Below are 25,683 nucleotides of genomic sequence, written 5' to 3'. Positions count from 1 at the left end.
AGGAGAGACCGTGCACGATTCCCCGTCCCACCGGATTCCCGTCGCCGTGGTCGGCGTGGGCGCTGTGGTGCCCGGCGCGACGGACGCGGCCGGCTACTGGCGGATCGTGACCGGCGGCCGGGACCTGATGACCGAGGTGCCCCCGTCACGCTGGCGGGTGGAGGACCACTACGACCCGGACCCGGCCGCCCCCGACAAGACGTATGCCCGCCGGGGCGCCTTCCTGCCGGAGGTGGACTTCGACCCGATGGCTTACGGGGTGCCGCCCGCCAACCTGGCGGCGACGGACACCTCCCAGCTGCTCGCCCTGATGGTCGCCGACCAGGTGCTGGCGGACGCCGGCGGTCCGGACGGGGTGGACCGGGAGCGGACGGGCGTCGTCCTCGGCGCGGCCGCCCTGGAACTCCTGCCGCACATGTACGGGCGCACCCAGCGCCCGCTGTGGCTCGCGGGGCTGCGGGAGAGCGGACTCGGGGAGGCCGAGGCGCAGGCCGTGTGCGACCGCATCTCGGCCCGTTTCGAGCCGTGGCGGGAGTCGACCTTCCCCGGCCTGCTCGGAAACGTCGTCGCGGGCCGCATCGCCAACCGGTTCGATCTGCACGGCGTCAACCACACCACCGACGCCGCCTGTGCCAGCTCCCTGGCCGCCCTCTCCACGGCCGTCGGTGAACTGGCGCTCGGCCGGGCCGACCTGGTGATCAGCGGAGGCGTGGACACCGGCAACGACATCGGCATGTTCCTGTGTTTCTCCAAGACCCCCGCGCTGTCCCCCAGCGGTGACTGCCGGCCGTTCTCGGCATCGGCCGACGGCACCATGCTCGGCGAAGCGGTCGTCATGTACGCGCTGAAACGGTTGTCCGACGCGGAGCGTGACGGCGACCGGATCCACGCCGTGATCCGGGGCATCGGCACCTCGTCCGACGGCAGGAGCACGGCGATCTACGCCCCGTTGCCCGACGGCCAGGCGCGGGCCCTGCGACGCGCCTACGAGGAGGCGGGTTACGGACCAAAGACCGTGGAGCTGGTCGAGGCACACGGTACCGGCACGAAGGCCGGGGACACCGCCGAACTGGCGGCCCTGGGCGAGGTGTTCGGCGCGTCCGGGCGCCCGGACGGCCAGTGGTGCGCCATCGGTTCGGTCAAGTCGCAGATCGGCCACACCAAGTGCGCGGCAGGTGCGGCGGGGCTGCTCAAGGCGGTCATGGCCCTGCACCACAAGGTGCTGCCGCCGACCGTCAAGGTCGACCGGCCTAATCCGGCGGCCGCCACCCCCGACGGCCCGTTCTACGTCAACACGGAGACACGCCCCTGGGTACGGCCCGCCGGGCATCCGCGCCGGGCTTCGGTGTCGAGCTTCGGCTTCGGCGGCAGCAACTTCCACGTCACTCTGGAAGAGTACGTACCCTCGGCGCGGGGCCGCGTGGCCCTGCGCCATCGCTCGGTGCCGAGCGAACTCGTCCTCTTCAGCGGCGCCTCCGTGGCGGACCTCGTGCCGCCGCGGACGGACGACGGCCGCCCGTTGGCCGCCCTGGCGCGGGAGAGCCACACCTCCTTCTCACCCGCCGACCGGGTGCGGCTGGCCGTCGTCGCCACCGACGCCGAGGACCTGCGGGAGAAGTACGCGCAGGCGGTCGAGTCGGCCCGGCAGCGGCCCGGCACGGCCTTCTCCACACCCTCCGGCGTGCGGTACGCGAGCGGGGAGCCCGCTCCGGGACGTATCGGCTTCCTGTTCCCGGGACAGGGGTCCCAGTACGTCGGGATGGGAGCCGGCCTCGCCATGCTGGCGCCGGCCGCGCAGGCCGTGTGGGACCGGCTCGGCTCCACCCGCTTCGACGGCCGCCCGCTGCACCGGGTGGTGTTCCCGCCGCCCGCCTTCACCGACGAGGAGCGCGCGGACCGGCAAACCCTCCTGGACGCCACCGAGTGGGCGCAGCCGGCCCTCGCCGTGCACGCTCTCGCACTGCTGGAGGTGGTGCGGGAGCTGGGCCTGCGACCGGACTGCGTGGCGGGCCACAGCTTCGGCGAGCTGGTGGCGCTGCACTGCGCGGGTGTGCTGGGAGCGGAGGCGCTGGTGGGTCTGGCCCGTCGCCGCGGTGAGCTGATGCGGGACGCGGCGGTCACGCCGGGCGCGATGCTGGCCGTGGCGGCCGGCCGGGCGCACGTGGCGGAGGTGCTGGCCGGTGGCGGGTTCGGGGAGATCTGGACGGCCAACCACAACTCCCCGCGTCAGGTGGTGCTTTCGGGCTCCCAGGAGGCTGTCCTGCGCGCCGAGGAGGCGTTCGCCGCCGAGGGGGCGAGCACCCGCAGGCTGGCCGCCTCGACCGCCTTCCACAGCCCGCTGGTCGCCCCGGCCGCCGAGCCGTTCGCCGCGTACCTGCGCACGGTGGCGCTCACGGAGCCCGGAGTCGAGGTCTACGGCAACGCCGACGCGGAACCGTACCCGGCAGACCCCGACGAGGTGCGCCGCCGGATCGCCGGTCATCTCGCCTCACCGGTGCTCTTCCAGGACCAGATCGAGGCGATGTACGCGGCGGGGGTCCGGACCTTCGTCGAGGTCGGCGCGGGGGCCGCGCTGACCGGGCTGGTCGGACAGATCCTCGGCGACCGCGAACACGCGGCCGTTCCCCTGGACCGGCCCGGCCGGTCCGGGGCCGGCACCCTGCACGCCGCGCTCGGAGAACTCGCCGTGCGCGGCGTCCCACTCCATCTCGACAGCCTCTGGGCGCCGTACGGCTCGCCCGGAGCCTCAGCGAAGGAACGCGAGCCCCGAATGACCGTGAAGATCAGCGGAGCCAACTACGGTCAGCTCCACGCACCCGGCGCCGCAGCCGCAGCCGCCGAGCCGTCGCCCGCACAGGAACGCGGACCGGAACGCGGACCGGGAACACGACCGCCGACCGCCCCTGTGCAGGGCACCCCGGCGGTCCCCCTCCCCGCGCCGGAGCCCGCCCACGCTCCGGCGAGCACCCATGACGTCGTACCGTCACCGGCGTCGGGGCCCGCACACGAGGCCGTCCAGCCCTACGGCGCCGAGGCCGTCGACGCCGGCTGGTACGCGGCGGTCGAGAATGTCCAGCGGCACACCGCCGAGGCTCACGCGGCCTGCCAACGCATGCTGACGGACAGCCATGTTGCGTTTCTGCGGATGACCGAGACGACTCTGGCCGCGATGCTCGGAGCGCCCCACACGGGTGAGGTGGTCGACACGGCGGCGCCTCCCGCGCCGCTGCCGCTGCCCCGGCCTTCGACACCGGTGCCCGCACCGGCGGCCGTGGCACCGGCCCCGCTCACGGCCGGTGTCACAGCGGCCGTTCCCGCCCCGGCCACCGCTCCCCCTGCCCCTGCCCCTGCCCCTGCTCCCGCCTACGCCGGGGCGGGGACGGCGCCGCTGTCCTCGCCCTCGCCCTCGAAGGCTCCCGCTCCCGCCGACGAGCCCGGGCCCCTGTCGCCGTCAGAGCTGGAGGAGCTGCTCATCTCGGTGGTGGCCCGGCTCACCGGCTACCCCAGCGACATGCTCGACATGGACATGGAGCTGGAGGCGGACCTCGGGGTCGATTCCATCAAGCGCGTCGAGATCCTTTCGGCCGTACGCCGGCAGGTGGGTGACCTGGGGGCGGGAGATGTCGGCCACCTCGGCAAGCTTCGCACGCTGCGCGAGATCGTCGAGGCGCTCACTGCGGGTGCCCGGCCCCCTGAGGGCCCGGCGCAGGGCTCCCAGGACGCGGCCGGCACCCCCGCGGACGTGACCTCCCCCACCGTGCCGGAGCCCCGCCGGGTTGCCGCGTCCGCCGAGGCCGGTGAGCCTGCGGTGCTGACGAGGCTGGTACCGCGTGCGGTGGAGTCACCGGCCTCCGGCCTGGCGACGGCGGGGCTGCTGGACGGGCCGGTCGTGGTGACCGGCGAGTCCACGGACGGGCGCGGGCTGACCCGTCTCGTCGCCCGGAAGCTGACGGAGCGAGGCGTGGACGCGACCGCGACGGCGGAGGTGCCCGAAGGCACACGCGGTGTCGTCCATCTCGGCGGGCTGACCGCGGGCGACGGGCCGCAGGAGGCCCGGGAGGTCCACCGGTCGGCGTTCCGCGCGGCGCGTACGGTGGCGGCACGAGCGGCCGCAGGGGGCGCGTTGTTCGTGGCCGTGCAGGACACGGGGGGCGACTTCGGGCTCGGTGGCCGCGCGCCCGGCCGCGCGTGGCTGGGCGGTGCCGCCGGACTGGCCAGGACGGCGGCGAAGGAGTGGCCGGACGCCTCGGTCAAGATCGTCGACTGCGAGCGGGGCGGCCGGGACGACGAGGAGACCGCCGAGGCGATCGTGCGGGAACTGCTCGAAGGCGGAACCGACATGGAGGTCGGCCTCCGCGCGGACGGCACCCGCACCCTCCTGCGGACGGTGCCCGAGCCGGCGACGCCGGGTGACACGCGGCGGATCACCTCGACGTCCGTGATCGTGGCCACCGGCGGAGCGCGTGGCGTGACCGCCGCCGCCCTGCTGGACCTGGCCAGGACCCACGGTCCGCGGATCGTCCTGGTGGGCAGGACCGACCCGGCCCCCGAACCCGCCGGACTGGCTTCGGCGTACGACGAGCCCTCGCTCACCCGGCTGCTCGCGGAGCGCACCGGCCGCGACACGGCGGACTCCTCGCCCGCCCGGATCGCGGCACGGGCCAGGGAGATCCTGGCCGCCCGCGAGGTACGCGCGACACTGGCGGCGCTGGAGTCGGCCGGGTCTCCCGTCCGGTACGTCCAGGTCGACGCCCGGGACGCCGACGCCCTGGCCACCGCCCTCCGCGACGTACGCGACACGTGGGGGCCGGTCACCGGCATCGTGCACGGCTCGGGGGTCCTGGCCGACAAGCTGATCGCCGACAAGAGCGACGAGCAGGCGGAGCTGGTGATGTCCACCAAGGTGGACGGCCTGCGGGCGCTGCTGGCCGCGACGGCGGACGACCCGCTGGACACGATCTGTCTGTTCTCCTCGGTGGCCGCCGTGTTCGGCAACACGGGGCAGAGCGACTACGCCATGGCCAATGAAGTCCTCCACCAGGTCGCGTCGGCCGAACAGGCCCGCCGCCCCGGCTGCCTGGTGCGGTGCATCGCCTGGGGCCCCTGGCAGGGCGGCATGGTCACGCCCGCCCTGGCCGCGCGTTTCGGCCGGTCCGGGGTCCCGCTCATCCCCCTGGAACAAGGTGCGGCCGCCTTCACGGCGGAGCTGGGCGGCACCGCCGGTGAGGCTCGCGTCATCCTCGCGGCCGGTGACGACCCGGCGGCCCTCTCCCCGGCCGGCGGCCCGCCCCGGGCCCAGCTGCTGGTCCGCTCGGACACCCTGCCGCAGCTGGCCGACCACGCTCCCGCCGACACCCCGGTGCTGCCCGTCGCACTGGTCCTCAACTGGTTCGCGAGCGCGGCCACGGCCTGGCTGCCGGCCTCCGGACCGCTCGCCCTGCGCGATCTGCGCGTGTACCGGAAGTGCGCCCTGCCGGAGCTGGCGGGCGCGGGCCACCGGCTCACCCTGTCGGGCAGCCGGGGCGCACCCGGTTCGCCGTCGGCTCTGGAGGCGGAACTGCGGGGCGAGGACGGTCTGACGCACTTCCGGGCCGTGCTGGACGCCGGGAGCGGGGAGCCGGACCCGGCGGCGTGGGACACCCCGGCCGGGCTGGAACCGCTCGGCCGGGCCGATGTGTACGACGGGAAGGTCCTCTTCCACGGTCCGCGGTTCCACGCCCTGCGCGCGGTGCACGGCCTCTGCGAGGACGGCGCCGAGGCGACCGTCGCGGGCGTGCGCACCCTGGACTGGCCGGGCGCCCACTGGCCGCTCGATCCGGCAGCCGTGGACGGCGCACTCCAACTCGCCCTGCTCTGGGGGGAGTCCGTGCTCGGGGCGGCGACGCTGCCCATGGCCGTCGCCGAGTGCAGGGTGCACAGGCGTGGCCCGTCGGACGGCACCGTGCGGTGCGTGGTACGGGGGCGCAAGGCGCACGAGACGGGAGCGCGCTGCGACGCGGCACTGATCGACGCCGACGGGTCCGTACGGCTGGAACTCATCGGTGTCGAGCTCGTCCGCCGCCCCTCCTGATCCCGTCCCCGGACTCCGCCCCGCCGTGAAGTGAGTACCCGCATGGATTTTGAACCGATCGCCGTCGTCGGCCGGGGCTGTGTGCTGCCCGGCGCGCTCGACCCGGACACGTTCTGGGAGAACATCGCCGCCGGCCGTGCCACGGTGTCGGCTGCCCCGGCGGATCGTTGGCGGTTGCCGCGCCGCTGGGCCATGGGCTCGGTGGACGACCACCTCGACCGCACCTGGACCGACGTGGGCGGCTATGTCGAGGGGTTCGAGTCCGTCTTCGATCCGGGGGGCTTCCGGATCCCGGCGGAGCGGATCTCCTCGCTGGACCCCCTCTTCCGCTGGGTCCTGTACGGGGTGCGGCAGGCGCTGACGGAGGCGGGCCGTGTGGGACCGCTGCCACGCGGAGGTCTGGTGATGGGGAACCTGTCGTACCCCACACAGACCGGGGCGGCCTTCTCCGAACACGTCTGGCTGTCCGCGCAGCGCCCCCCGCTCCGTGACGCCCTGCTGACGGGGGAGCACCGGGCACGCCCCGACGCCCGCAACCGCTTCTCCTCGGGGCTGCCCGCCCTGCTCGCGGCGCGTGCGCTCGGGCTCGGCGCGGGGGCGTGGGCCCTCGACGCGGCCTGCGCCTCCTCGTTGTACGCGGTCAAGCTGGCGTGCGACCGGCTGCACGACGGCACGGCCGACCTGATGGTGGCCGGCGGGGTCAGCCGGCCCGACCCCCTCTATCTGCACGTGGGGTTCTGCGGCCTGTCCGCGACGAGCCGCACGGGGCGCAGCCGCCCCTTCCACCGGGACGCGGACGGGCTGGTGCACGGCGAGGGCGCCGGGTTCGTCGCCCTGATGCGGCTGTCCGAGGCCCGCGCCGCCGGCCTGCCCGTGTTCGGTGTGATCCGCGGGGTGGGGCTGTCCAACGACGGGCGCGGTTCCGGGCTGATCAGCCCGTCGGAGGAGGGCCAGGTACGGGCCATGCGCCTGGCCTACGCCATGGCGGGCGTCGCTCCCGATTCGGTGTCGCTCGTCGAGTGCCATGCGACGGGGACGCCGGTCGGTGACGCGGTGGAGGTGCGGGGCATGGCCCGGGTCTTCGGAGCGCGTGACGACGTGCCCATCGGTTCGGCGAAGTCGAACGTCGGGCACCTCCTGGCCTCGGCGGGCGTGGCCGGGCTGCTCAAGGTGCTCGGGGCGATGCGGGCGGGGGTCCGTCCGGCGACCCTCGGCGCGGACCGGCCGCTGGACGCGCTGGCGGGCACACCGTTGCGGGTGCTCACCGCTCCGGAGGAGTGGACGGGGCCGCGGAGGGCGGCGGTGAGCGCCTTCGGGTTCGGCGGGACCAACGCGCATCTGGTCGTGGACCACGCGGAGGACGCTCCCCCGGTCTCCGTGCCACGGTCGCCGCGCCGCGCGACGACTGCCGTACGGCGGCCCGACGAACCTTCCGGCGGCCGGGCGGTCGCGATCGTCGCTCTCGGTGCCCGTGTCGGCGACGGGACCTGCGTCGAGGACTTCCGCCGGGCGGTGCTGGGCGGTGAACGGCGCGGCCCCGCCACGGAGATCGCGGTGGAGCTCACGGGCCTGTGCTTCCCGCCCTCGGGGCTGGAGCGGACCGTACGCCACCAGCTCCTGGTGCTGGAGGCCGCCCGGGAGGCCGCGCGGGGGGTGGCCCTGCCCCGCGAGCGGACCATGGTGGTCGTCGGCATGGGGGTGGACCCCGAGGTGGCCCGGGCGGGCGCCCGCTGGCGGGTTCCGTACTGGCTGGAACGGGCCGCCGGCCAGGGTGTGAAGGTGCCGCCGGCCGGGCCGGCCCGGGACGCGTTCGTGCCGCCCATGACCGCGGAGGGGGTGGTGGGCAGTATGCCGAATCTCGTGGCGAGCCGGATCAGCACCCAACTTGACCTGGCCGGGCCGTCGTTCGCGGTGTCCGCGGAGGAGGCCTCCGGGCTGGTGGCGCTGGAGGTCGCGGCTCGGGCCGTCCGGTCGGGGGAGGCGGACGCGGCCCTCGTCGGTGCCGCCGACCTGTCGTGCGAGGCGGTTCACCGGGCGGCCCTGCGGGAGCTCGGGGGTGAGGTCGATCCGGGGGGCGCGGCGGTCGTCCTGGTCCTCAAGCCCCTGGACGTCGCGCGCAGGGACGGTGACACCGTCGTCGCCCTGCTGGACGAGGGGGCGACCGACGAGCCCGACATGGTCATCGGCGACGGCCCCGGCGCGGCGTTCGACCCCGCGTCGGCCTTCGGGCGTGCTCATGCCGCGTCCGGGCTGCTCTCCGTCGCGGTCGCGGCGCTCGCGCTCCAGCACCGCGCCGTGCCGCGTCCGGCCGGGCCCGCGGACACCGGGGCCGTCGCCCACACCGCGCGGGCCGTGGTGACGCCGATGGAGGGGCCCTCCGCGAGTGTGCGCCTGCGCGCGGGTGACCCCCGGCCGTGGCTGCGGGGGCCGGCTCCGCGTCTGCACGTCTTCTCCGGGGCCGACCGCGGGGAGGTGCTGGCCGCGCTGGACTCGGGCGCGGAATCCGGCGCGGGCCCGGCCCGGCTGGCGCTCGTGGTCGGCGGCAGCACCGTGCTGTCGGAGCGCAAGGCGGCTGCCCGCCGCTGGCTGACGGAGGGCGGGCCCCGTCCCGCCGATGTGCTGTACCGGGACGGGCCGGTCGGCGGGCGGACCGCGTTCGTGTACACCAACGGCTCGGCCGCGTACCCGGGGATGGGCCATGAGCTGGCGCTCGCCCTGCCGTCGCTCGGCGAGGCCGTCCGGGACGCCCACCGGGCGATCGGCACACGGCTGCGGTCCGGGCCGGAGCCGGAGCGCGGGGTGCTCGGCCAGATCTGGGCCGCCGCCGAACTGTCCGTCCTGCACACCGTGTTCTCCCGGGAGGTGCTCGGCCTGCGGCCGGACGCCGCGCTCGGGTACTCCTCGGGCGAGTCGGCCGCCCTGGTCGCGCTCGGAGCCTGGCCGGACGCCTCGGAACTGTACGAAGCCACCCGGGACAGCGGTCTGTTCACGACCGAACTCACCGGTGAGCTCCGGGCGGTCCGGCGCCACTGGAAACGGCGGGGCATCCAGGGCTCCCGGTGGTCGAGCTATCTGGTCAGCGCCTCCCTGGACGTGGTCCGTGCGGAGCTCGCCACGGAGGCCGCGGTCCATCTGATGGCGGTGAACGCGCCGGGGGTCTGCGTCATCGGTGGCGAGTCCCGGGCGTGTGCCGCCGTCGTGGCCAGGCTCGGCGCCGACCGTGCGATCGAGCTGGACTACGACATGGCGGCCCACGCGCCGGAGTTGGCCGAGGTCCGGGAGGTATGGCGCGAAGCCCACCGCCGTCCCACGGTCGATGTGCCCGGGGTGCGGTTCTACAGCGGGGCCACCGGGCAGTCGTACCGGGCGACGGCCGAGCGGGCCGCCGAAGCGCTCACCGCTCAGGGGCTGGGCACGATCGACTTCGCGGCCACGGTCGAGCAGGCGTGGGCCGACGGTGTCCGGGTCTTCGTGGAGCACGGGCCGAGGAGGCTGTGCACCGGCTGGATCAAACGGGTGCTCGGCGACCGTGAGCATGTGGCCGTCGCACTGGACTCCCCGGAGGACACCGGGCTGCGCCAGCTGTGCCTGGCGGTGGCCGAACTCGTCGTCGCCGGAGTGCCGGTACGGGCCGACGAGGTGCTCGCCCGGCTCGCCGGGGCCTCCACGGATGTCCCGGAACCCGGTCCCGCCGTCACCGTTCCCGTGCTCGCGTCTCCGTGCCTGCCGCCCCTGGAGTCTGTTGTGACGATCCTGCCCCCGGCCCCCGAACTGGCCCCGGTACCGGACGGGGGCCCGGGCCGTCCTCCCGCTGCCGCCGCCCCGCCGGACCGGAGACCTGGACGTTCCGCGGCACCGGTCGTCCCGCCGGCGCGGGAGTCCGGCGGCCTCACCGCCCCGGCCGATGGGGTACAGCGGTTCCGGCCGGCTGCCGACAGCTCGGGTGGACCGGGGGTGACGGGTGTCCGGGCCGCGGTCGCCCGGCAGAGTCTGCGGGTCGCCGCGCTGCACCAGGAGGTCATGGCCGGGCACACCGAGGCACATCAGCGGTTCCTGCGGGTGTCGGCGCTCGCCGTCACCGCGCTCACGTCCGCCGCCCCGCCGGACCCGGGCCCCGTTCCCGTACGACGGCAACGCCCCGCCGCGTCCCCTCCGGACGTCCAGCCTCCGCCGGCGGGTGCGCCGAGGCCGGGCCCGGCGTTCGACCGCGCCCAACTGGAGTACCTCGCCTCCGGCGAGATCTCCGCCCTGTTCGGTCCGCGCTTCGCCGAGCAGGACGGATACGCGGTGCAGACCCGGATGCCCGGGCCGCCCATGCTGTTCGCGGACCGGGTCACCGGCATCGACGCGGTGCCCGCGGCGCTCGTCCTGCCGGATCCGGTCCGCACGGACGGACGAATCTGGACGGAGACCGACGTCCTGCCCGACAGCTGGTACCTGGACTCCACGGGCCGTATGCCGGCCGGTCTGCTGATCGAGGCGGGCCAGGCGGATCTGCTCCTGCTCAGCTGGCTGGGTGTCGACCTCCTCAACCGTGGCGAGCGCGCCTACCGGCTGCTGGGCTGCGAGGTGACCTTCCACGGCGAGCCACCGCGAGCCGGTGACACGCTGTGCTTCGAGATCCATGTCGACGGCCACGCGGAGGAGGGGGGCGTCAGGCTGGCCTTCTTCCACTACGACTGCTACGTGGACGGCGAGCTCCGGCTGAGTGTCCGTGAGGGACAGGCCGGATTCTTCACCCCCGCGGAGCTCGCTGGCAGCGGCGGCGTCCGGTGGGACCCCGCCGAACACGCGCCCGGCGACGGCCTGCCGCTCGACCCGCCTGCCGTGCGCTGCGGACGGACCCGTTTCGGCACGGACCGGCTGCGGGCCCTCGGGGAGGGGCGGCCGGCGGACTGCTTCGGGCCCGGCTGGGAGGCGACGGCGGCTCATGTCCGCTCGCCGAGGCTCGACGAGGGCAGGCTGCGGCTGCTGGACGAGGTGACCGCGTTCGACCCGGCCGGCGGCCCGTGGGGCCGGGGCTATCTGCGTGCCGAGACCGCATTGTCGCCGGACGACTGGTTCTTCGCCGGGCACTTCGAGAACGACCCCTGCATGCCGGGCACTCTGATGCTCCAGGGCGGCCTCCAGGCGATGGCGTTCTACCTGACGGCCATGGGCTTCACCGTCGACCGGGACGGCTGGCGCTTCGAACCGGTCAGCGGGATCCCGTACCGGGCGATGTGCCGGGGCCAGGCGACCCCGGAAAACCGGCGGGTCGTCTACGAGGTGTTCGTACGCGGTGTCGCGGCCGGGCCGGAACCGACGCTCCACGCCGACGTGCTGGGTTCGGTGGACGGGACGAAGGCGTTCCTGGGCCGCGGCATGGCGCTGCGGCTGGTGCCCGACTGGCCGCTGGACCGGTGGCGGCACTCGGGCCCGCCCCTCGTCCAGGCCGCCGGTGCCCCGGTGCCGCTGCCGCGGCTCGGCGGACTGGCCGGGCACCGCGAGGAGCAGCCGGTGGCCGTGGCGGCCGACGGGTTCCCCTTCGACTACGCCTCGCTGCTGGCGTGTGCCTGGGGCAGGCCGAGCGAGGCGTTCGGCTCCATGTACGAGCCCTTCGACTCCACCCGCAGGGTGGCCCGGCTCCCCGGGCCGCCTTACCACTTCATGAGCCGGATCTCCTCGGTGGACGGCCCCCAGGCCGGGATGCGGGAGGGCAGCACCGTCGTCGCGGAGTACGACGTACCGGCGGAGGCCTGGTACTTCGAGCAGAGCGGCGGTGACACCGCGCCGTTCGCCGTGCTCATGGAGATCGCGCTGCAGCCGTGCGGGTGGCTCGCCTCGTACGTGGGAAGCGCGTTGACCACCGGCATGGACCTGCTCTTCCGCAACCTCGACGGGTCGGGGACGGTCACCGGCGAGGTGACCCCGGCGACGCGTACGGTCCGTACCCGTGCCGAGCTGACGCGGGTCTCACGCAGCGGGGACATGATCATCGAGTCGTTCCGGGTCTCGTGCACGGCCGACGGCGTACCCGTGCTCGAACTCTCCACGGTCTTCGGCTACTTCCCTCCGTCGGCCTTCGAGGACCAACAGGGTCTCGCGGCGTCGGCGGACGACCGGGCGCGCCTCGACGAGCCCTGCGGCCGTACGGTCGATCTGACCGCCCGGCCCGCCCGGTACTGCGCCGGGCAGCCGTCTCTTCCGGGGCCCATGCTGCTGATGCTGGACCGGATCACGGGCTACTGGCCGGACGGGGGAAGCGCGGGGCTCGGCCGGCTGCGGTCGGAGAAGGACGTCCGTCCGGACGCCTGGTTCTTCCGCGCCCACTTCTTCCAGGACCCGGTGCAGCCCGGTTCCCTGGGCCTGGAGGCGATGTGCCAGCTGCTCCAGTACCACCTCATCGAAAGCGGCGCGGCCGACGGCGTCCCGCACGCCAGGTTCGAGCCGGTGCTGCCCTGCCGCGAGACGGCCTGGACGTACCGCGGCCAGATCACGCCGGCCAACCGGCTGATCCGCGTGGACATGGACGTCGTGGAGAGCGGCACGGACGAGCGGGGCCCCTACGCGGTGGCGGACGCGTCGCTCTGGGGCGACGGCACGTGCATCTACCGGGTGCGTGGGCTGGGTATGCGTGTGGTGTCCGGGACGGGCCGCCCACCACACACCTCACCCGGTCTTCCGCCCCGTGCGGACGGCCCACGGCATTGACGGCGCGTGCAGCCCGAACACGCTCCCGCCGCGCAGTGCGGCACGCGCGGCGTTGGCGCCGGGGGCTCCGTGCACACCGCCGCCCGGATGGGCCGAGGCCGAGGCGAGGAAGAGGCCCTTCACCGGTGTTTCGGGCCGTCCCGTACCGGCCGTCGGGCGGAACACCAGCTGCTGGTGTGCGGATGCGGTCCCTCCGTTGATCGCGCCGCCGTGCAGGTTGGCGTCCATGGCCTCGAGGGTGGGCGGCGCGAGAAGGCGCCGGGAGGTGATGCGGGAGCGGAACCCGGGTGCCCAGCGTTCGACCTCGTTCTCCATGCGGTCGGCCATGGCTTCCTGCTCGCGCCGGTCCCATCGCCCCGTCAGGCCGTCCTCGCCCGCGTCCCCCTTGATCCGGTGCGGGACGTGGGTGTACGCCCAGGCCGACTCCGTGCCGGCGGGTGAGCGCGTGGCGTCGGCGGTGGTCATCTGCCCGAAGAGGAGGAAGGGACGGTCGGGCACCTGGCCTGTCGCGATCTGGGCGGCGAAGCGGGTGAGACCGTCGACCCCCTCGGCCAGGTGGACGGTGCCCGCCGTGGACGCGTCACCGGCGGTCCAGGGCACGGGACCGTCCAGCGCCCAGTCGACCTTGAACGTCGCGAAGTCCCACTGGAAGCGGCGCAGGTCACTCAGCATCCCGGCGGGAAGGTGCCGTGCGTCGAGCAGTTCGCCGTACAGCGCGGGCGCCGACACGTCGGCGAGGACGGCACGGGAGGCCGCTACGGCTTCGCCCCCCGCGGTGCGTACGCCGACGGCGCGTCCGCCGCGCACGACGATCCCGGTCACGCGCTCTCCGCAGCGGACGGTGCCGCCGTGCCGTTCCAGCCGGCGCACCAGGGCCGCGGTGAGCGCCCCGGCTCCCCCTACCGGCACCGGGAAGCCGTAGGTCTGCCCGAGCATGGACATGAGCCATCCGTAGCCGCCGCTTCCCGCTGCTTCGGGGCCGAGGTCCGCGTGCAGCGCGTTGCCCGCGAGGATGAGCCTGGCCGCCTCGCCGCGGAACTCCTCCTCCCCGAGGCGACGCACGGGCAGCACCATCGTCCGTGCCAGCCGGAGCCCGCCGGACGCCCGGAGCCTGGCAGCGAGACGGAGCGCGGTGCGTACCGGCGGGAAGGGGGTGAACAGGGCCCTCAGGATGTCGGGACCCACACGGTTCCATGTGCCGTGCAGGTCGAGCCAGGCGGCCCCGTCGCCCGCCGCGAAGGTGTCGAAACCGGCCGCCGTGTCCTTCGCCCCGTGTTCGAGGACCGCGCACCGGCCGTCCGGCAGCGGATGTGCCAGTACACGCGGGGCACGGCTCCACCGGAGCCCTTCCTTCTGGAGCTCCAGGCCGCCGAGGACCGGGGAGGCCGCGGCCAGCGGGTAGAAGGCGCTGCAGAGGTCGCTCACGTAGTCGGGGTGGACGCCACGGTCGCTGCGGACCGCGCCGCCCGGCTCCTGCTGCGCCTCCAGCACCTCCACGCTCCACCCTGCGGCGGCGAGGAGATTCGCGGCGACGAGGCCGTTCGGCCCCGCCCCGATGACCACCGCGTCCGGCATCGTTCCTCCACGTGTTCTCGGCCCTCCGGGCTCCCCACTCTCGCAAGCATCCGGGGGTTCCGCCGCCTGTCGGGCACCCGGCCGGGTATACGGGTCCTCGTGAAATCCTCCTCTGTGACGCCCCCGGCGCCGGACTCGCCGGCCACGCTCAAGAAGTCCCTGACCACCCCGCTGCTCTACTTCTTCATCCTCGGCGACGTCCTCGGGGCGGGGGTGTATGTCCTGGTGGGGCAGGTCGCCGCCGAATCGGGGGGCGCCGTGTGGGCTCCGCTGCTCGCGGCGTTGTGCCTGGCCCTGCTGACGGCGGCCTCGTACGCGGAGCTGGTCACCAAATATCCGCGTGCGGGCGGTGCCTCGCATTACGCCACTCTGGCCTACGGCCCGTTCGTCGGGTTCTTCGCCGGTTTCTGCATGCTCGCCGCCGGAGTCGTGTCGGTGGCCGCCCTGGCCCGGGGGTTCGGCGGCGACTACCTGTCCGAGTTCGTCTCCCTTCCCGTGGTGCTGGTGACGATCGTCTTCCTGGTCGCGCTGGCGCTGCTGAACGCACGAGGGATCAGCGAGTCGACCCGGGCGAACGTCGTCGCCACGGTGGTCGAGGTGAGCGGGCTGCTGCTGGTGATCGGGCTCGGAGCCTGGGTCGTGCTGCGCGGCGACGGGAACGTGGGGAGGCTGACGGAGCTGGGCACCGCGAGCGAGGGGTCCGTGGCGGCGCTGCTGAGCGGGGCGGTGCTCGCCTACTACTCGTTCGTCGGGTTCGAGACCTCCGTCAATGTGGCTGAGGAGACCCGTGACCCCCGTCGCTCGTATCCGAGGGCGCTGTTCGGCGCGCTGGTCACCGCGGGCGCGGTGTACGCCCTGGTCGGAGCGGCCGCGGCGGCGGCCGTGCCGACCGGGAGGCTCGCCGGGTCGAGCGGGCCGCTCCTCGAGGTCGTCCGGGCCGCCGGCGGGGTCCCCACGGAACTCTTCAGCGCCATCGCCCTGGTGGCCGTCGCGAACGGTGCCCTGCTGACGGGCATCATGTCCTCGCGGCTGGCCTACGGCATGGCGCGGGACGGCCTCCTGCCCCGTTTCCTGACGAAGGTGCTGCCCGGCCGGCGCACGCCCTGGGCGGCCATCGCCGTGACCACCGGCCTCGCGCTCCTCCTGGCGCTGACCGGCGATGTCTCCACCCTCGCCTCCACCCTGGTCCTGCTTCTCCTCGTGGTCTTCTTCGTCGTCAACACCGCGCTCCTGGTGCTGCGTCGCGATGCCGTCCCCCGCGAACACTTCCGGGCCCCGACGGCGGTACCCGTTCTCGGGGCTCTCTCCTGCGTCCTGCTCGCGACCCGGATCGAGCAGGAGGTCTGGCTGAGGGGGCTCCTTGTACTGGCTGTCGGCGCGGCGCTCGGCGTCGTCGCCGCGGCACGGTCCCGCTCAGGTGCCTGAGGCCGGCCGTCTCTTCGGCGGGTCCTCGAAATCCGCGGTGATCTGCTGGATGTCGTCCGCCGCCTTGGCGAGCAGGTCGAGCATCGCGAGTTCCGCCCGGGCCGGGTCACGGTCCCGGACGGCGTCCAGCACGGCCTGATGGCTGGGCACGGGGTCGTCGGCTTCGGCGTGTGCGTGGACGAGCCGGTCGCGCTCACGGAGACCCGGTTCGAGCAGCATGTCCATGCGGCTCAGCATCTCGTTGCCGGTGGCGGCCAGCAGGGCCCGGTGGAAGGCCGCGTCGCTCTCCGCCGCGGCGGCCGAATCGGTGCGGGCGCGCCCCATGGCGTCCAGTGCCTCCTGGAGCGTGGCCAGGTCCGCGTCCGTCCGGTGCAGGGCGGCACGGCGGGCCGCCGCCGGTTCGACGATCGACCGGACGTCCGCGAGGTCCCGCATCAGCCGGCCGGCGTCGCCTCCGTCGACCCTCCACCGAATGACGTCCGCGTCGAGCAGGTTCCAGCGGCTTCGCTCGGTGACGAACGTTCCACGCTTCTGACGTGCGTCGATCAGCCCTTTGCTCGCGAGGACCTTGAGGGATTCCCGCATGACGGTGAGGCTCACGTCGAGTTCCCCGCCCAGTGCGCGGACGTCCAGGGTCGCTCCCACGGGGATGCCTCCGCCCACGATGCGCGCCCCGAGGATGTGCACGACCTGTCCGTGGACGCCTCGTCCGCTGTAGGACGCCATGTCGCGCTCTCCTCTCGGTACACGCACCGATGTGCGCGCTGTGCGGGTGGGCCCCGCGGGTGCGGAACCCCGGCTCCGGGGCCGGGCGGGATCAGCGGACGGCGCTGCCGGGTGTGGCGTCCAGCAGGGACAGTTCGTCGCGGTGGGGCAGCCCTTCCCAGTCACCGTTCGAGGCGACGCCGAAGGCCGCGGTGGTGGTGGCACGGTGGAGCCTGGCAAGCGGGTCGAGGCCGTCGAGCAGGCCGGACAGGTACCCGGCGCAGAACGCGTCGCCCGCACCGACGGTGTCGGTGACCGGCACCGCACGCGCGGCGACGGCCACCGGGGGCCCACCGGGGAGGTGGAGGACGGCGCCGTCCGCGCCGCGTTTGACGGCCACTTCGCCGATCCCCGCCTCGAACAGTTCCTGGGCCAGGTCGGCTTCCGCCCTGTCGGCGGCCGCCCCGGCGCCCGCGCACAGGAGGGGAAGTTCGTCGTCGGACGCGATCACGACGTCCACGTACGGGAGGAGGGGGACCAGCGCGGCCACCGCTGCGTCCCGGCTCCACAGCCGGGTGCGGTGGTTGACGTCCAGGGTGACCGTCCAGCCGTGCTCGGCGGCGTACGCGGCGGCGGACCGCACGGCGGCCCGCGGGCCGTCGCCGAGCGCGCAGGTGATGCCGGTCAGGTGCAGGATGCGGGCCCCCGCTTCCAGGGCCGGGGCGAGGTCCTCGGGCCGCTGTCGGGAGGCGGCCGATCCCGCGCGCCAGTAGTGCACGCGTGCCAGGTCGGCGACGCGTCGCTCCCGGAGCATGGCGCCGGTCGGCGCCTGGGGGTCCGTCGTGGCGTGGCTGGTCCCGACACCCTCGCCGCGCAAGGTGCGAAGGATCACCCGGCCCGGTTCGTCCCTGCCGGTGCGCCCGGCCCACGAGACGCGGTGGCCGAGCCGCGCCACGCCCACGGCGACGTTGAACTCGGCCCCCGCCACCGTCGTCCGCGCCGTACCGCCCGCGCTCAGCGGCCCCTCGCTCTGCAACGAGAGCATGGCCTCACCGAAGGTGAGGACGTCCACTGCCGGGATACTCACGGGCGCACCTCCGTGCGGCAGACGTTCAGGAAGTTCTTCGCCCGTGCCCGCAGGGCGGCCAGGTCACCGCCGTGCGGTGCGTCACCGGCGAGCGGGCTGCCCACTCCCACAGCGACCGCCCCTGCCGCGAAGTACTCCTCGGCCGCCTGAGCGTCCACGCCGCCGACCGGTACGAACGGCAGGCCGGGGAAGGGGTCGCGCAGGGCGCGAAGATAGGCGGGGCCGCCCAGCGAGGCGGGAAAGAGCTTGACCGCGCTCGCGCCTCCGGTGCTCACCGCGACCGCTTCGGACGGGGTGAGCGCGCCCGCCAGCACCGGCAGGTGCCGGGCCACCGCCTCCTCGAACCCGCCGCCGAGCGCGGGAGTGACGATCCAGGTCGCGCCCGCTTCCTGGGCACGCCGGGCGTCGTCCGTGGTGACGACGGTCCCCGCCCCGATCGCGACGGACGGGTCCACGGCGCTCGCCGCTCGGGAGATGACCGTGAGGGCGTCGGCCGTGTTCAGGGAGACCTCGATGAGCCCGATGCCCTCCTCCGCCAGGGTCAGCACTGTGCGCAGCGAGGCTTCGGCATCGCTGCCCCGCACGATCGCGACGAGGCGGTCGCGGCGCAGCCGGGTGGTGAAATCGTCTGTTTCCATGTGGGCTTACTGCTCCGTGAGGTGTGGCGTGAGGTGTACGTCGGGTCGGCGCGGCGGGCGGGACGGCGTGCGGCCGCTCACCACTCGGCGAAGGAACCGTCCGGGTGGCGCCAGATCGGACCGCGCCAGTCCGGTGTTCTTCCGTCGGCCGCCCGTACGACTCTCTCATCGACCTCGATCCCCAGTCCCGGCCGGGTGGGCCGGTGCAGATGCCCTTCGTCGAAGCGGAACACCTCCCGGTCGACGACGTAGTCGAGCACTTCGGCGCCCGTGTTGTAGTGGATGCCGATGCTCTGTTCCTGGATGAGGAAGTTGGGTACGGAGAACGCGATCTGGAGGCTCGCGGCGAGGGAGAGGGGCCCCAGGGGGCAGTGCGGGGCCACGAGTACGTCGAAGGTCTCCGCCAGGGCCGCGATACGACGCACCTCGGAGATGCCGCCTGCGTGCGAGAGGTCAGGTTGGAGTACGGCGACACCGGCCTGGAGCGCGGGCAGCGCGTCGGTCCGCGAGAAGAGCCGTTCGCCCGTGGCCACGGGGATCGGCGTCGCCTCGACGACGTCCCGCAGCAGGTGGGTGTGCTCGGGCAGCACGGGTTCCTCGACGAACAGCGGATTCAGCGGCGCGAGGTGCGGCAGGACCCGGCGGGAGTTCGCCAGGTTGAACCGTCCGTGGAAGTCCATCGCGAAGTCGCGGTCCGGGCCGAGGACCTCGCGGGCCGTCGCGGCGCGCTGGACGACGGCATCGATGTCACGGGTGGTCGCGATCCGGTTCATCCTGCCGGAGGCGTTCATCTTCACCGCGGTGAACCCGGCCTCCACCTGTGCCTGGACGGCGTCGGCGATCTCCCCCGGTTCGTCTCCGCCCACCCAGCTGTAGGCCCGTACCCGCTCGCGGACCGGCCCGCCCAGAAGGACGTGGACGGGTACTCCGAGCGTCTTGCCGGTTATGTCCCACAGCGCCTGGTCGAGTCCGGCGACGGCGCTCGAGAGAACGGGCCCTCCTCGGTAGAAGGAGCCCTTGGTCATGACCTGCCAGTGGTCCTCGATGCGCATCGGGTCCTTGCCGATGAGGAGTTCGGCGAGTTCGTGGACGGCGGTGCGCACGGTCGCCGCCCGCCCCTCGACGACCGGCTCCCCCCAGCCGACGACGCCGTCGTCGGTCTCCACGCGGCAGAAGAGCCAGCGGGGTGGTACGGCGAAGGTCTCGACGCGTGCGATCTTCAAGAAGGTGCTCCAGGAGACGGCCGCGGGCGGCGCGGCGCCGGGCGAGGCGGATGACCCAGCGATATTAAATATTAATTATCGCGTCACGCCAAGAGCCCACGACCCCGGCAGCCCGTGCGCCTTCCGCTCCCGTTCGCCTCCGTCCTGAGCTCAGCTGACGTCCCCGCCGTGCCGGGGCTTCGGAGCGCCCGGCGGCACGAAGCAGGCGGTGACGGTCTTGCCGGACGCCTGCGGATGTGTGGCCCAGCCGTCGGCGAGCGCGTCGATGATGGCCAGTCCGCGGCCCCCGGTCGTCGTGACATCTTCGGGCTGCTGGGCGGGGGGCAGGGAAGCGGAGTCGTGGACACTCACGTGCAGGCAGTGGCTGTCCCAGGTGAGGACCAACTGGGCGTCGCTGTGCGCGTGCACATGCGCGTTGGTGATCAGCTCGGAGACGCTGAGCAGTATCGCGTCCACCGTCTCGGGGGCGTCCTTCGTCCACTCCAGGGACGTCAGGTGCTCCCGCGTCCACCGACGGCCGGCCCGCACACCTTGCGCCACCGGAAACGACTGCGCCCACCCCATCGCACGCAGCGACGTGTCCTTCGCCATCGCCTCTCCCTCGCTCGGCTCCTATTCACCACCTACCCCCGCCCTCGCCGCACACCCCCACGACCGGTGACGGAGAGGCCGGCGGTCACCCCGACGCCCTTCCGGAAGTGTCACGCACGAAGCGCCCGGCAGCGACGGGACAGTGACACTGCTCCCGACGCGGACCACGCCCACACACACGTCAAGGGCACAGCTCAGCTCATGCCTGACATCCGCCGAGTAACGATCCTGGGCGGCCCGGAGGAGGTGATCGCCGCACTGGAGCCGTACGACGTGGTCGGCGCCGGCGTAGCGGCGGCAGCCGGCCCGGGCCCTCGCTGTGGGAGAGCGAGGGCCCGTCGCCCGGTGGCGTTCCTGCGCGGCGCTGCCCCGCCCCTTCCGCGATCCAGGTCTCGGATGCCGCTGATCCATGCCGTCGACGGAGGTCCCGCGCCCCGGCCGCGGTCACCGCGGGGAGGGGCCGGTCAGTGGGTCTCCGGTGCTCCGGGCTCGTCGTCCATGCGCCTGCCCACGCGCGCAGTCGTGTCACGCAGCCAGATGTGGGCCGCGTCGTGGGTGTGGACCGGGTGCCACCACATCGCCTCCCGCAGCGGCACCGCTTCGTACGGGGGCTCCACGGTCCGCACGGCGGCGAGCGGTGCGAGGAGCCGGGCGAGCCGCTCCTGGATCAGGGCGATGCGCCGCGTGCCCGCCACCAGCAGCGGGAGCAGCTGGAAGCTGTCGACGGAGACCTCCACGCGCGGCTCGATACCGAGCATGCCGAGCTGTCGCACGGCGGGGGCGTCATAGGTCCGTTGGTAGGTGACCCACGGCAGCCGCCCCAGGTCGCTCAGGGTGAGGCGGTCTTCGACGCTCGGATGGTCGTCCGCGACGAGGAAGACCCAGGTGTCGTCGTAGAGGTCGGTGGCGGGGAAGTCGCTGATCACGCCGTGCGGCATGAGCAGACCGTCGGTGGTGCTCAACAGTGTGGCCGTGTCGTCGACCACCGTGGGCGGGGTCTGGACGAAGCGCAGCCGGATGCCGGGGGCCTCCTCGTGGACGACCCGGGCGAGTTCGGCTCCGAACACGGCGACCGCGTAGTCGGAAGCCACCAGTTTGAACTCGCGTTCCTCGCTGGCCGGGTCGAAGTCGGCCTGGCTGGCGAAAAGGCGCTCCACCACTTCGTAGGCGGTGGACGTGCGGAGCAGGAGGACCTGGCCGAGGGCGGTGAGTTCGTAGTGGCCGCCGACACGGGCGAGCAGGTCGTCGCCGAAGTGGCGGCGCAGCCGGGCCAGGGAAGCGCTCATCGCGGGCTGGCTGAGCCCGACGCGCTGCCCGGCCCTGGTGACGTTGCGTTCCTCGAGCAGGGCGCGCAGGGCGACGACGAGGTTGAGGTCGAGGCGGGCCAGATTCACGGGATTTCCCTTGCTGTGGGGCTCCGAGCAGGAACAAATAAACGCGATGGATGGCAATCATCCACAGAATCGATTTCCCTGATCGCTGGTGCTGGGTCCAGATTAGTCACACCGCAATCAGGAGGACATGTTCGTGAATTCCGCATCCGCGTCCGCGCTGTTCGCCGGACCGTTCGCTCTGGCCACGCTCTCGGCACCGGACGGACCGGCCTTCCCCGCGCTCGTCACGCCGGACGCCCAGGTGCTCGACCTGCGCACCGCCTTCGGTGACGACTCCCTGTCGGTTCGTACGCTCCTGGAGTCGTGGGACACGGCTGCGGCGCGGCTCACGGCGCTGGCCGATGACAGCGGTCCGGAGCGCATGCCGCTGGCGGGCTTCCGGGTGCACGCTCCGGTCGAACCGCGGCAGGTGTTCCAGTCGGGCGCCAACTACCGGCAGCACGTGATCGACCTGCATGTCGCGCACCGGGCGCCGGGCGACGACCGCTCCGATGAGGAGCGGCGTGCCGAGGCGGCGGAGATCATGGACCGCCGGGCAGCCGAGGACCTTCCGTACGTCTTCATCGGCCTGCCGAGCGCGATCACCGGCCCGTACGACGACGTCGTACTCCCCGCATGGGCCGAGAAGCCGGACTGGGAGCTGGAGTTGGTGGCGGTCATCGGACGGCCGGCACACCAGGTGTCCGTGGAGGAGGCCCTCGGGTACGTCGTCGGCTACACGATCGCCAACGACCTGACCGACCGTGCCACCGTCTTCCGCCGGGACATGCCCCAGATCGGCACCGACTGGCTGCGCAGCAAGAACGCGCCCGGTTTCACCCCGCTCGGCCCCTGGATCGTGCCGGCCGAGTCGGTCACTGACACCGACGACCTGCGCCTCGTGCTGAAGCTGAACGGCGAGATCATGCAGGACGAGTCCACCGAGGACATGATCTTCGACGTCGCGCGCATGGTGTCCTACGCCTCGCAGAGCGCCCGGCTGCTGCCAGGTGACCTGGTGCTGACCGGCTCACCGGCCGGCAACGGCATGCACTGGGGACGGCTGCTGCGCGACGGCGACGTCATGGACGGCTCCATCACCGGCCTCGGCGCTCAGCGCACCCGGTGTGTCACGGAGACGTCATGACCCTCGACCGCACCGACCCCGAGGGCTCGATAGCCGAGGCCGCCAAGGCGTGCTCCAACTGGGGCCGTTGGGGTGAGGACGACGTGCTGGGCACCCTCAACTTCCTGGACGGGGCGAAGCGGCGCGAGGCCGCCGCTCTCATCCGCCGGGGTGCCAGCTTCTCGCTCGCCCAGAGCTTCGACATGAACGGCCCCCAGAAGGGCTGGCGCCGCCGCACCAACCCGGTGCACACCATGCTCGACACCGGCACCGACGCGGCGCTCGGCCTCCAGGGATTCCCGCACGGTCTCGGCGGTGCCGACGACGTCATCGCCATGCCGTTGCAGTGCTCGACGCAGTGGGACGGGCTCGGGCACATCTTCGACCACGGCAAGGCGTGGAACGGCCGGGACGCGGCGAAGACCGTCACCTCCGAAGGCGACCTGGTCACGGGCATCGAGCACATGGCCCCGCATGTCGCCGGACGCGGTGTGCTCCTGGACGTCGGCCGCACGATCGGCGAGAAGGGCGAACTGCCCGACGCCTTCGCGATCACCGAGGAACACCTGACGGCGACCGCCGGGGCCCAGGGCGTGGCTGTCGGCCGCGGCGACATCGTCCTGGTCCGTACGGGACAGCTCGCCCGCGCCCGCCGCGACGGCTGGGGCGACTACGCGGGCGGACCCGCCCCCGGCCTCTCCTTCACCACCGCCGGCTGGCTGTACGGCACCGAGATCGCCGCGATCGCGACCGACACCTGGGGCTTCGAGGTGCGGCCCAACGAGTTCGACGTCGCCTTCCAGCCTCTGCATCAGGTCGCCATCCCCCACATCGGGCTGCTCATCGGAGAGATGTGGGACCTGGAGGCCCTGGCCGAGGACTGCGCGGCCGACGGCGCGTACGCGTTCTGGCTCACCGCCGCGCCCCTTCCGATCACCGGTGCGGTCGGCTCCCCCATCAACCCGATCGCCGTCAAGTAGTTTCAGGAACAAGGGAGTTCCACCATGAATGAAGCCCGCACGGTCCTGGTGATCGGTGGTGGCGCGGCCGGTAACGCCGTGACGGTCCTGCTGCGCCGCGCCGGAGTCGACGTACAGCTGATCGAGGCCGAGGACGACTGGAACGCCACCGCCGGCTCCGGCATCACCCTCCAGGGCAACGCCCTGCGCGTGCTGCGCGAGCTGGGCGTGTGGGAGCAGGTCGAGGCCTCCGGCTACGGCTTCGGGTCGGTCGGCATAACCGCCCCCGACGGGACCGTCCTGCACGCGCAGGACGACATCCGCAGCGGTGGCGACGACCTCCCCGCCACCGTCGGCATGCAGCGGCCCCAGCTCCAGCGCATTCTGATCGAGGCCGTACGGGCAAGCGGCGCCTCCGCCCGCCTGGGGGTCACCGCCGACGATCTGGACCAGGACGCCGACGGCGTCTCCGTCCGCTTCAGCGACGGCACGCAAGGCCGCTACGACCTGGTGATCGCCGCCGACGGCCTCGGCTCCACCACCCGGGCCGCCATCGGCATCTCGACGAAGCCCGAGCCGACCGGCATGGCCATCTGGCGCGCGGCGGCCCCACGCCCGGCCGGAGTGGAGCGCACGGACCTCGCCTACGGCGGCCCGGCCTTCATCGCCGGCTACTGCCCCACCGGCGACAGCACGCTCTACGCGTACGTCGTCGAGGCCAACCGCGACCGTGCCACCATCCCTCCCGAGTCGTACGCCGACGAGATGCGCCGCCTGGCCTCCGCCTACGGCGGCAACTGGCCGGAGATCACCGAGCACATCACCGACCCCGCACAGGTCAACTACACCTGGTTCGACCGCATGCTGGTCGAGGGCTCGTGGCACCGCGGCCGGGTCGTCCTCGTCGGCGACGCCGCCCACTGCTGCCCGCCCACCCTCGCGCAGGGCGCCGCCCTTTCCCTGGAGGACGCCTGGGTTCTGACGCAGATGCTGACCGGCTCGGACACCTGGGACGACGCACTGTTCCAGGCGTACTACGAGCGTCGGATCGTCCGCGTACGCCCCGTCGTGGAAGCCTCCGTACAGATCGGGCGGTGGCAGCTCGACGGGGTGCCTGACGCCGATGTTCCTGGCCTGATGGGCCGCACCATGACGATGCTCCGGGAGCTGCCGTGACCGCCCGCCCGTCGTCGAGCGCTCCCGCGCGCCCCTCCCCCACCGTGGATGTGCACGCGCACGTCCTGCTCCCGGAGATCGAGGCGCTCGTGGCCGGCCGGCCAGGACTTGCCGGCGCCAAGGAACTGGACGCCCGGCGTAACGGCCCCGCGGCTCTCGCGGTCAGCGGCCCCATGGTGCGTGAGCGGATCCCGAGGCTCACCGACCCCGCCTCACGTCTGGCCGCGATGGACGCCCAGGGCGTGGACGTCCAGCTGGTCAGCCCCTCCCCGTCGCACTACCACTACTGGGCGGACGAGGAGACGGCCGAGAAAGTGTACCGGGCCGCCAACGAGGGGACGGCCACGCACTGTTCGGCCGCCCCCGACCGGCTGCGCGGTCTCGGACTCGCACCTCTCCAGCATCCGCACCAGGCGGTACGCGCTCTCGATCACGCCCTGGAGCAAGGGCTGACCGGGGTGGAGATCTCCAGCCACGCCCCGGGGCGGGAGCTGTCCGATCCCGCGTACGAACCGTTCTGGTCGCGGGCCGACGAGACGGGCGCGATCGTCTTCCTGCACCCCTTCGGGTGCACGCTCGACGAGCGCCTGGACCGGTGGTACCTGTCCAACACGGTCGGCCAGCCCACCGAGAACGCCGTCGCGCTCTCCCATCTCATCTTCTCGGGGGTGCTCGACAGGCACCCGGGCCTGAAGCTGATCGCCGCACACGGCGGCGGCTACCTGCCCACCCACATCGGCCGCTCCGACCACGCCTGGTCCGCCCGCTCCGACTCCGGTGCCGGCTGCGCCCACCTGCCGAGCAGCTACCTGAAGCGGCTGTACTTCGACTCGCTCGTCCACGACCCGAACGTCCTGCGGGAGCTGATCCGGGTGGCCGGGGCCGACCGTGTGCTGCTCGGCTCCGACTTCCCCTTCGACATGGGCACCGAGGACCCGGTGGGCGCCCTCCGCGCCGCGGGGCTGCCCCGGGCCGACTTCGACGCCGTACGCGGTGCCAACGCCGCCGCCCTGCTCGACGCCACTCTCATCTGAGGAGGAAC

14 protein-coding genes are annotated in these 25,683 nt (G+C 73.4%); 7 read left to right on the top strand and 7 right to left on the bottom strand.

Going from position 1 to position 25,683, the window contains the following annotated elements; translation table 11 throughout:
- Window positions 1-10: 10 nt before the first annotated feature.
- Window positions 11-6,070 (top strand): SDR family NAD(P)-dependent oxidoreductase, encoded by a 6,060-nt coding sequence (locus AB0P41_RS20715; protein WP_365933373.1) that lies wholly within the window; start codon window positions 11-13, stop codon window positions 6,068-6,070.
- Window positions 6,071-6,112: 42 nt separating this feature from the next.
- The gene (locus tag AB0P41_RS20710; RefSeq protein WP_365933372.1) at window positions 6,113-12,763 is read left to right on the top strand and encodes a beta-ketoacyl synthase N-terminal-like domain-containing protein; all 6,651 of its coding nucleotides are present in this window, start codon (window positions 6,113-6,115) and stop codon (window positions 12,761-12,763) included.
- On the opposite strand, the gene AB0P41_RS20705 is transcribed toward AB0P41_RS20710, so the two are convergent.
- Window positions 12,722-14,338: an NAD(P)/FAD-dependent oxidoreductase gene (locus AB0P41_RS20705; RefSeq protein WP_365933370.1), complete on the bottom strand. Its 1,617-nt coding sequence runs from the start codon at window positions 14,336-14,338 to the stop codon at window positions 12,722-12,724. The genes AB0P41_RS20710 and AB0P41_RS20705 overlap by 42 nt on opposite strands.
- Before the next feature lie 171 nt (window positions 14,339-14,509).
- On the opposite strand from AB0P41_RS20705, the gene AB0P41_RS20700 reads away from it, so the two are divergent.
- Window positions 14,510-15,763 carry an APC family permease gene (locus tag AB0P41_RS20700; protein WP_365933502.1) on the top strand — a complete coding sequence of 418 codons (1,254 nt, stop codon included), beginning with the start codon at window positions 14,510-14,512 and terminating at the stop codon, window positions 15,761-15,763.
- Here AB0P41_RS20700 and AB0P41_RS20695 read toward each other — a convergent pair.
- The 6 genes from AB0P41_RS20695 to AB0P41_RS20670 form a co-directional block, all read right to left on the bottom strand.
- Window positions 15,752-16,489 (bottom strand): FCD domain-containing protein, encoded by a 738-nt coding sequence (locus tag AB0P41_RS20695; RefSeq protein ID WP_356714083.1) that lies wholly within the window; start codon window positions 16,487-16,489, stop codon window positions 15,752-15,754. The genes AB0P41_RS20700 and AB0P41_RS20695 overlap by 12 nt on opposite strands.
- Before the next feature lie 91 nt (window positions 16,490-16,580).
- Window positions 16,581-17,555 carry a sugar kinase gene (locus tag AB0P41_RS20690; RefSeq protein ID WP_365933368.1) on the bottom strand — a complete coding sequence of 325 codons (975 nt, stop codon included), beginning with the start codon at window positions 17,553-17,555 and terminating at the stop codon, window positions 16,581-16,583.
- Window positions 17,552-18,193, bottom strand: coding sequence for a bifunctional 4-hydroxy-2-oxoglutarate aldolase/2-dehydro-3-deoxy-phosphogluconate aldolase (locus AB0P41_RS20685; RefSeq protein WP_356714081.1), 642 nt, complete (start codon window positions 18,191-18,193; stop codon window positions 17,552-17,554). Before AB0P41_RS20685 ends, AB0P41_RS20690 begins: the two co-directional genes overlap by 4 nt.
- A gap of 77 nt (window positions 18,194-18,270) precedes the next feature.
- A complete protein-coding gene (dgoD, locus tag AB0P41_RS20680; RefSeq protein WP_356714080.1) occupies window positions 18,271-19,416 on the bottom strand; it encodes a galactonate dehydratase in 1,146 nt (381 codons plus the stop codon).
- Window positions 19,417-19,566: 150 nt separating this feature from the next.
- On the bottom strand, window positions 19,567-20,007 hold the full coding sequence (locus AB0P41_RS20675) for an ATP-binding protein (RefSeq protein WP_356714079.1): 441 nt from the start codon (window positions 20,005-20,007) through the stop codon (window positions 19,567-19,569).
- Between the two features lie 464 nt (window positions 20,008-20,471).
- Complete coding sequence (locus tag AB0P41_RS20670) at window positions 20,472-21,401, bottom strand: LysR family transcriptional regulator (protein WP_365933366.1); 930 nt, start codon at window positions 21,399-21,401, stop codon at window positions 20,472-20,474.
- Between the two features lie 127 nt (window positions 21,402-21,528).
- On the opposite strand from AB0P41_RS20670, the gene AB0P41_RS20665 reads away from it, so the two are divergent.
- Genes AB0P41_RS20665 through AB0P41_RS20650 form a run of 4 tightly spaced genes read left to right on the top strand, consistent with a single transcriptional unit; the run spans window position 21,529 to window position 25,675 of the window.
- On the top strand, window positions 21,529-22,527 hold the full coding sequence (locus AB0P41_RS20665) for a fumarylacetoacetate hydrolase family protein (protein WP_356714077.1): 999 nt from the start codon (window positions 21,529-21,531) through the stop codon (window positions 22,525-22,527).
- Entirely contained in the window at window positions 22,524-23,486 is a 963-nt protein-coding gene (locus AB0P41_RS20660) for a cyclase family protein (protein ID WP_356714076.1), read from the top strand. The genes AB0P41_RS20665 and AB0P41_RS20660 overlap by 4 nt, the downstream gene beginning before the upstream one ends.
- Window positions 23,487-23,510: 24 nt before the next feature.
- Window positions 23,511-24,641, top strand: a complete 1,131-nt coding sequence (locus tag AB0P41_RS20655; protein ID WP_365933365.1) for an FAD-dependent oxidoreductase — start codon at window positions 23,511-23,513, stop codon at window positions 24,639-24,641.
- The gene (locus tag AB0P41_RS20650) at window positions 24,638-25,675 is read left to right on the top strand and encodes an amidohydrolase family protein (protein WP_365933364.1); all 1,038 of its coding nucleotides are present in this window, start codon (window positions 24,638-24,640) and stop codon (window positions 25,673-25,675) included. Before AB0P41_RS20655 ends, AB0P41_RS20650 begins: the two co-directional genes overlap by 4 nt.
- Window positions 25,676-25,683: the final 8 nt, after the last annotated feature.

The organism is Streptomyces sp. NPDC079167 (genome assembly GCF_040686735.1).
Classification (GTDB): Bacteria; Actinomycetota; Actinomycetes; order Streptomycetales; family Streptomycetaceae; genus Streptomyces.
The sequence above is the reverse complement of the archived record's forward strand: the minus strand, read 5'-3'. Positions and strand labels throughout refer to the sequence as shown.

Bases quoted from the DNA above. Each gene is read 5' to 3' on its own strand.
- AB0P41_RS20695 (WP_356714083.1), bottom strand. From the start codon at position 16,489: ATGGCGTCCTACAGCGGACGAGGCGTCCACGGACAGGTCGTGCACATC.
- AB0P41_RS20660 (WP_356714076.1), top strand. From the start codon at position 22,524: ATGACCCTCGACCGCACCGACCCCGAGGGCTCGATAGCCGAGGCCGCC.
- AB0P41_RS20710 (WP_365933372.1), top strand. From the start codon at position 6,113: ATGGATTTTGAACCGATCGCCGTCGTCGGCCGGGGCTGTGTGCTGCCC.
- AB0P41_RS20655 (WP_365933365.1), top strand. From the start codon at position 23,511: ATGAATGAAGCCCGCACGGTCCTGGTGATCGGTGGTGGCGCGGCCGGT.
- AB0P41_RS20685 (WP_356714081.1), bottom strand. From the start codon at position 18,193: ATGGAAACAGACGATTTCACCACCCGGCTGCGCCGCGACCGCCTCGTC.
- AB0P41_RS20675 (WP_356714079.1), bottom strand. From the start codon at position 20,007: ATGGCGAAGGACACGTCGCTGCGTGCGATGGGGTGGGCGCAGTCGTTT.
- AB0P41_RS20665 (WP_356714077.1), top strand. From the start codon at position 21,529: ATGTTCGTGAATTCCGCATCCGCGTCCGCGCTGTTCGCCGGACCGTTC.
- AB0P41_RS20705 (WP_365933370.1), bottom strand. From the start codon at position 14,338: ATGCCGGACGCGGTGGTCATCGGGGCGGGGCCGAACGGCCTCGTCGCC.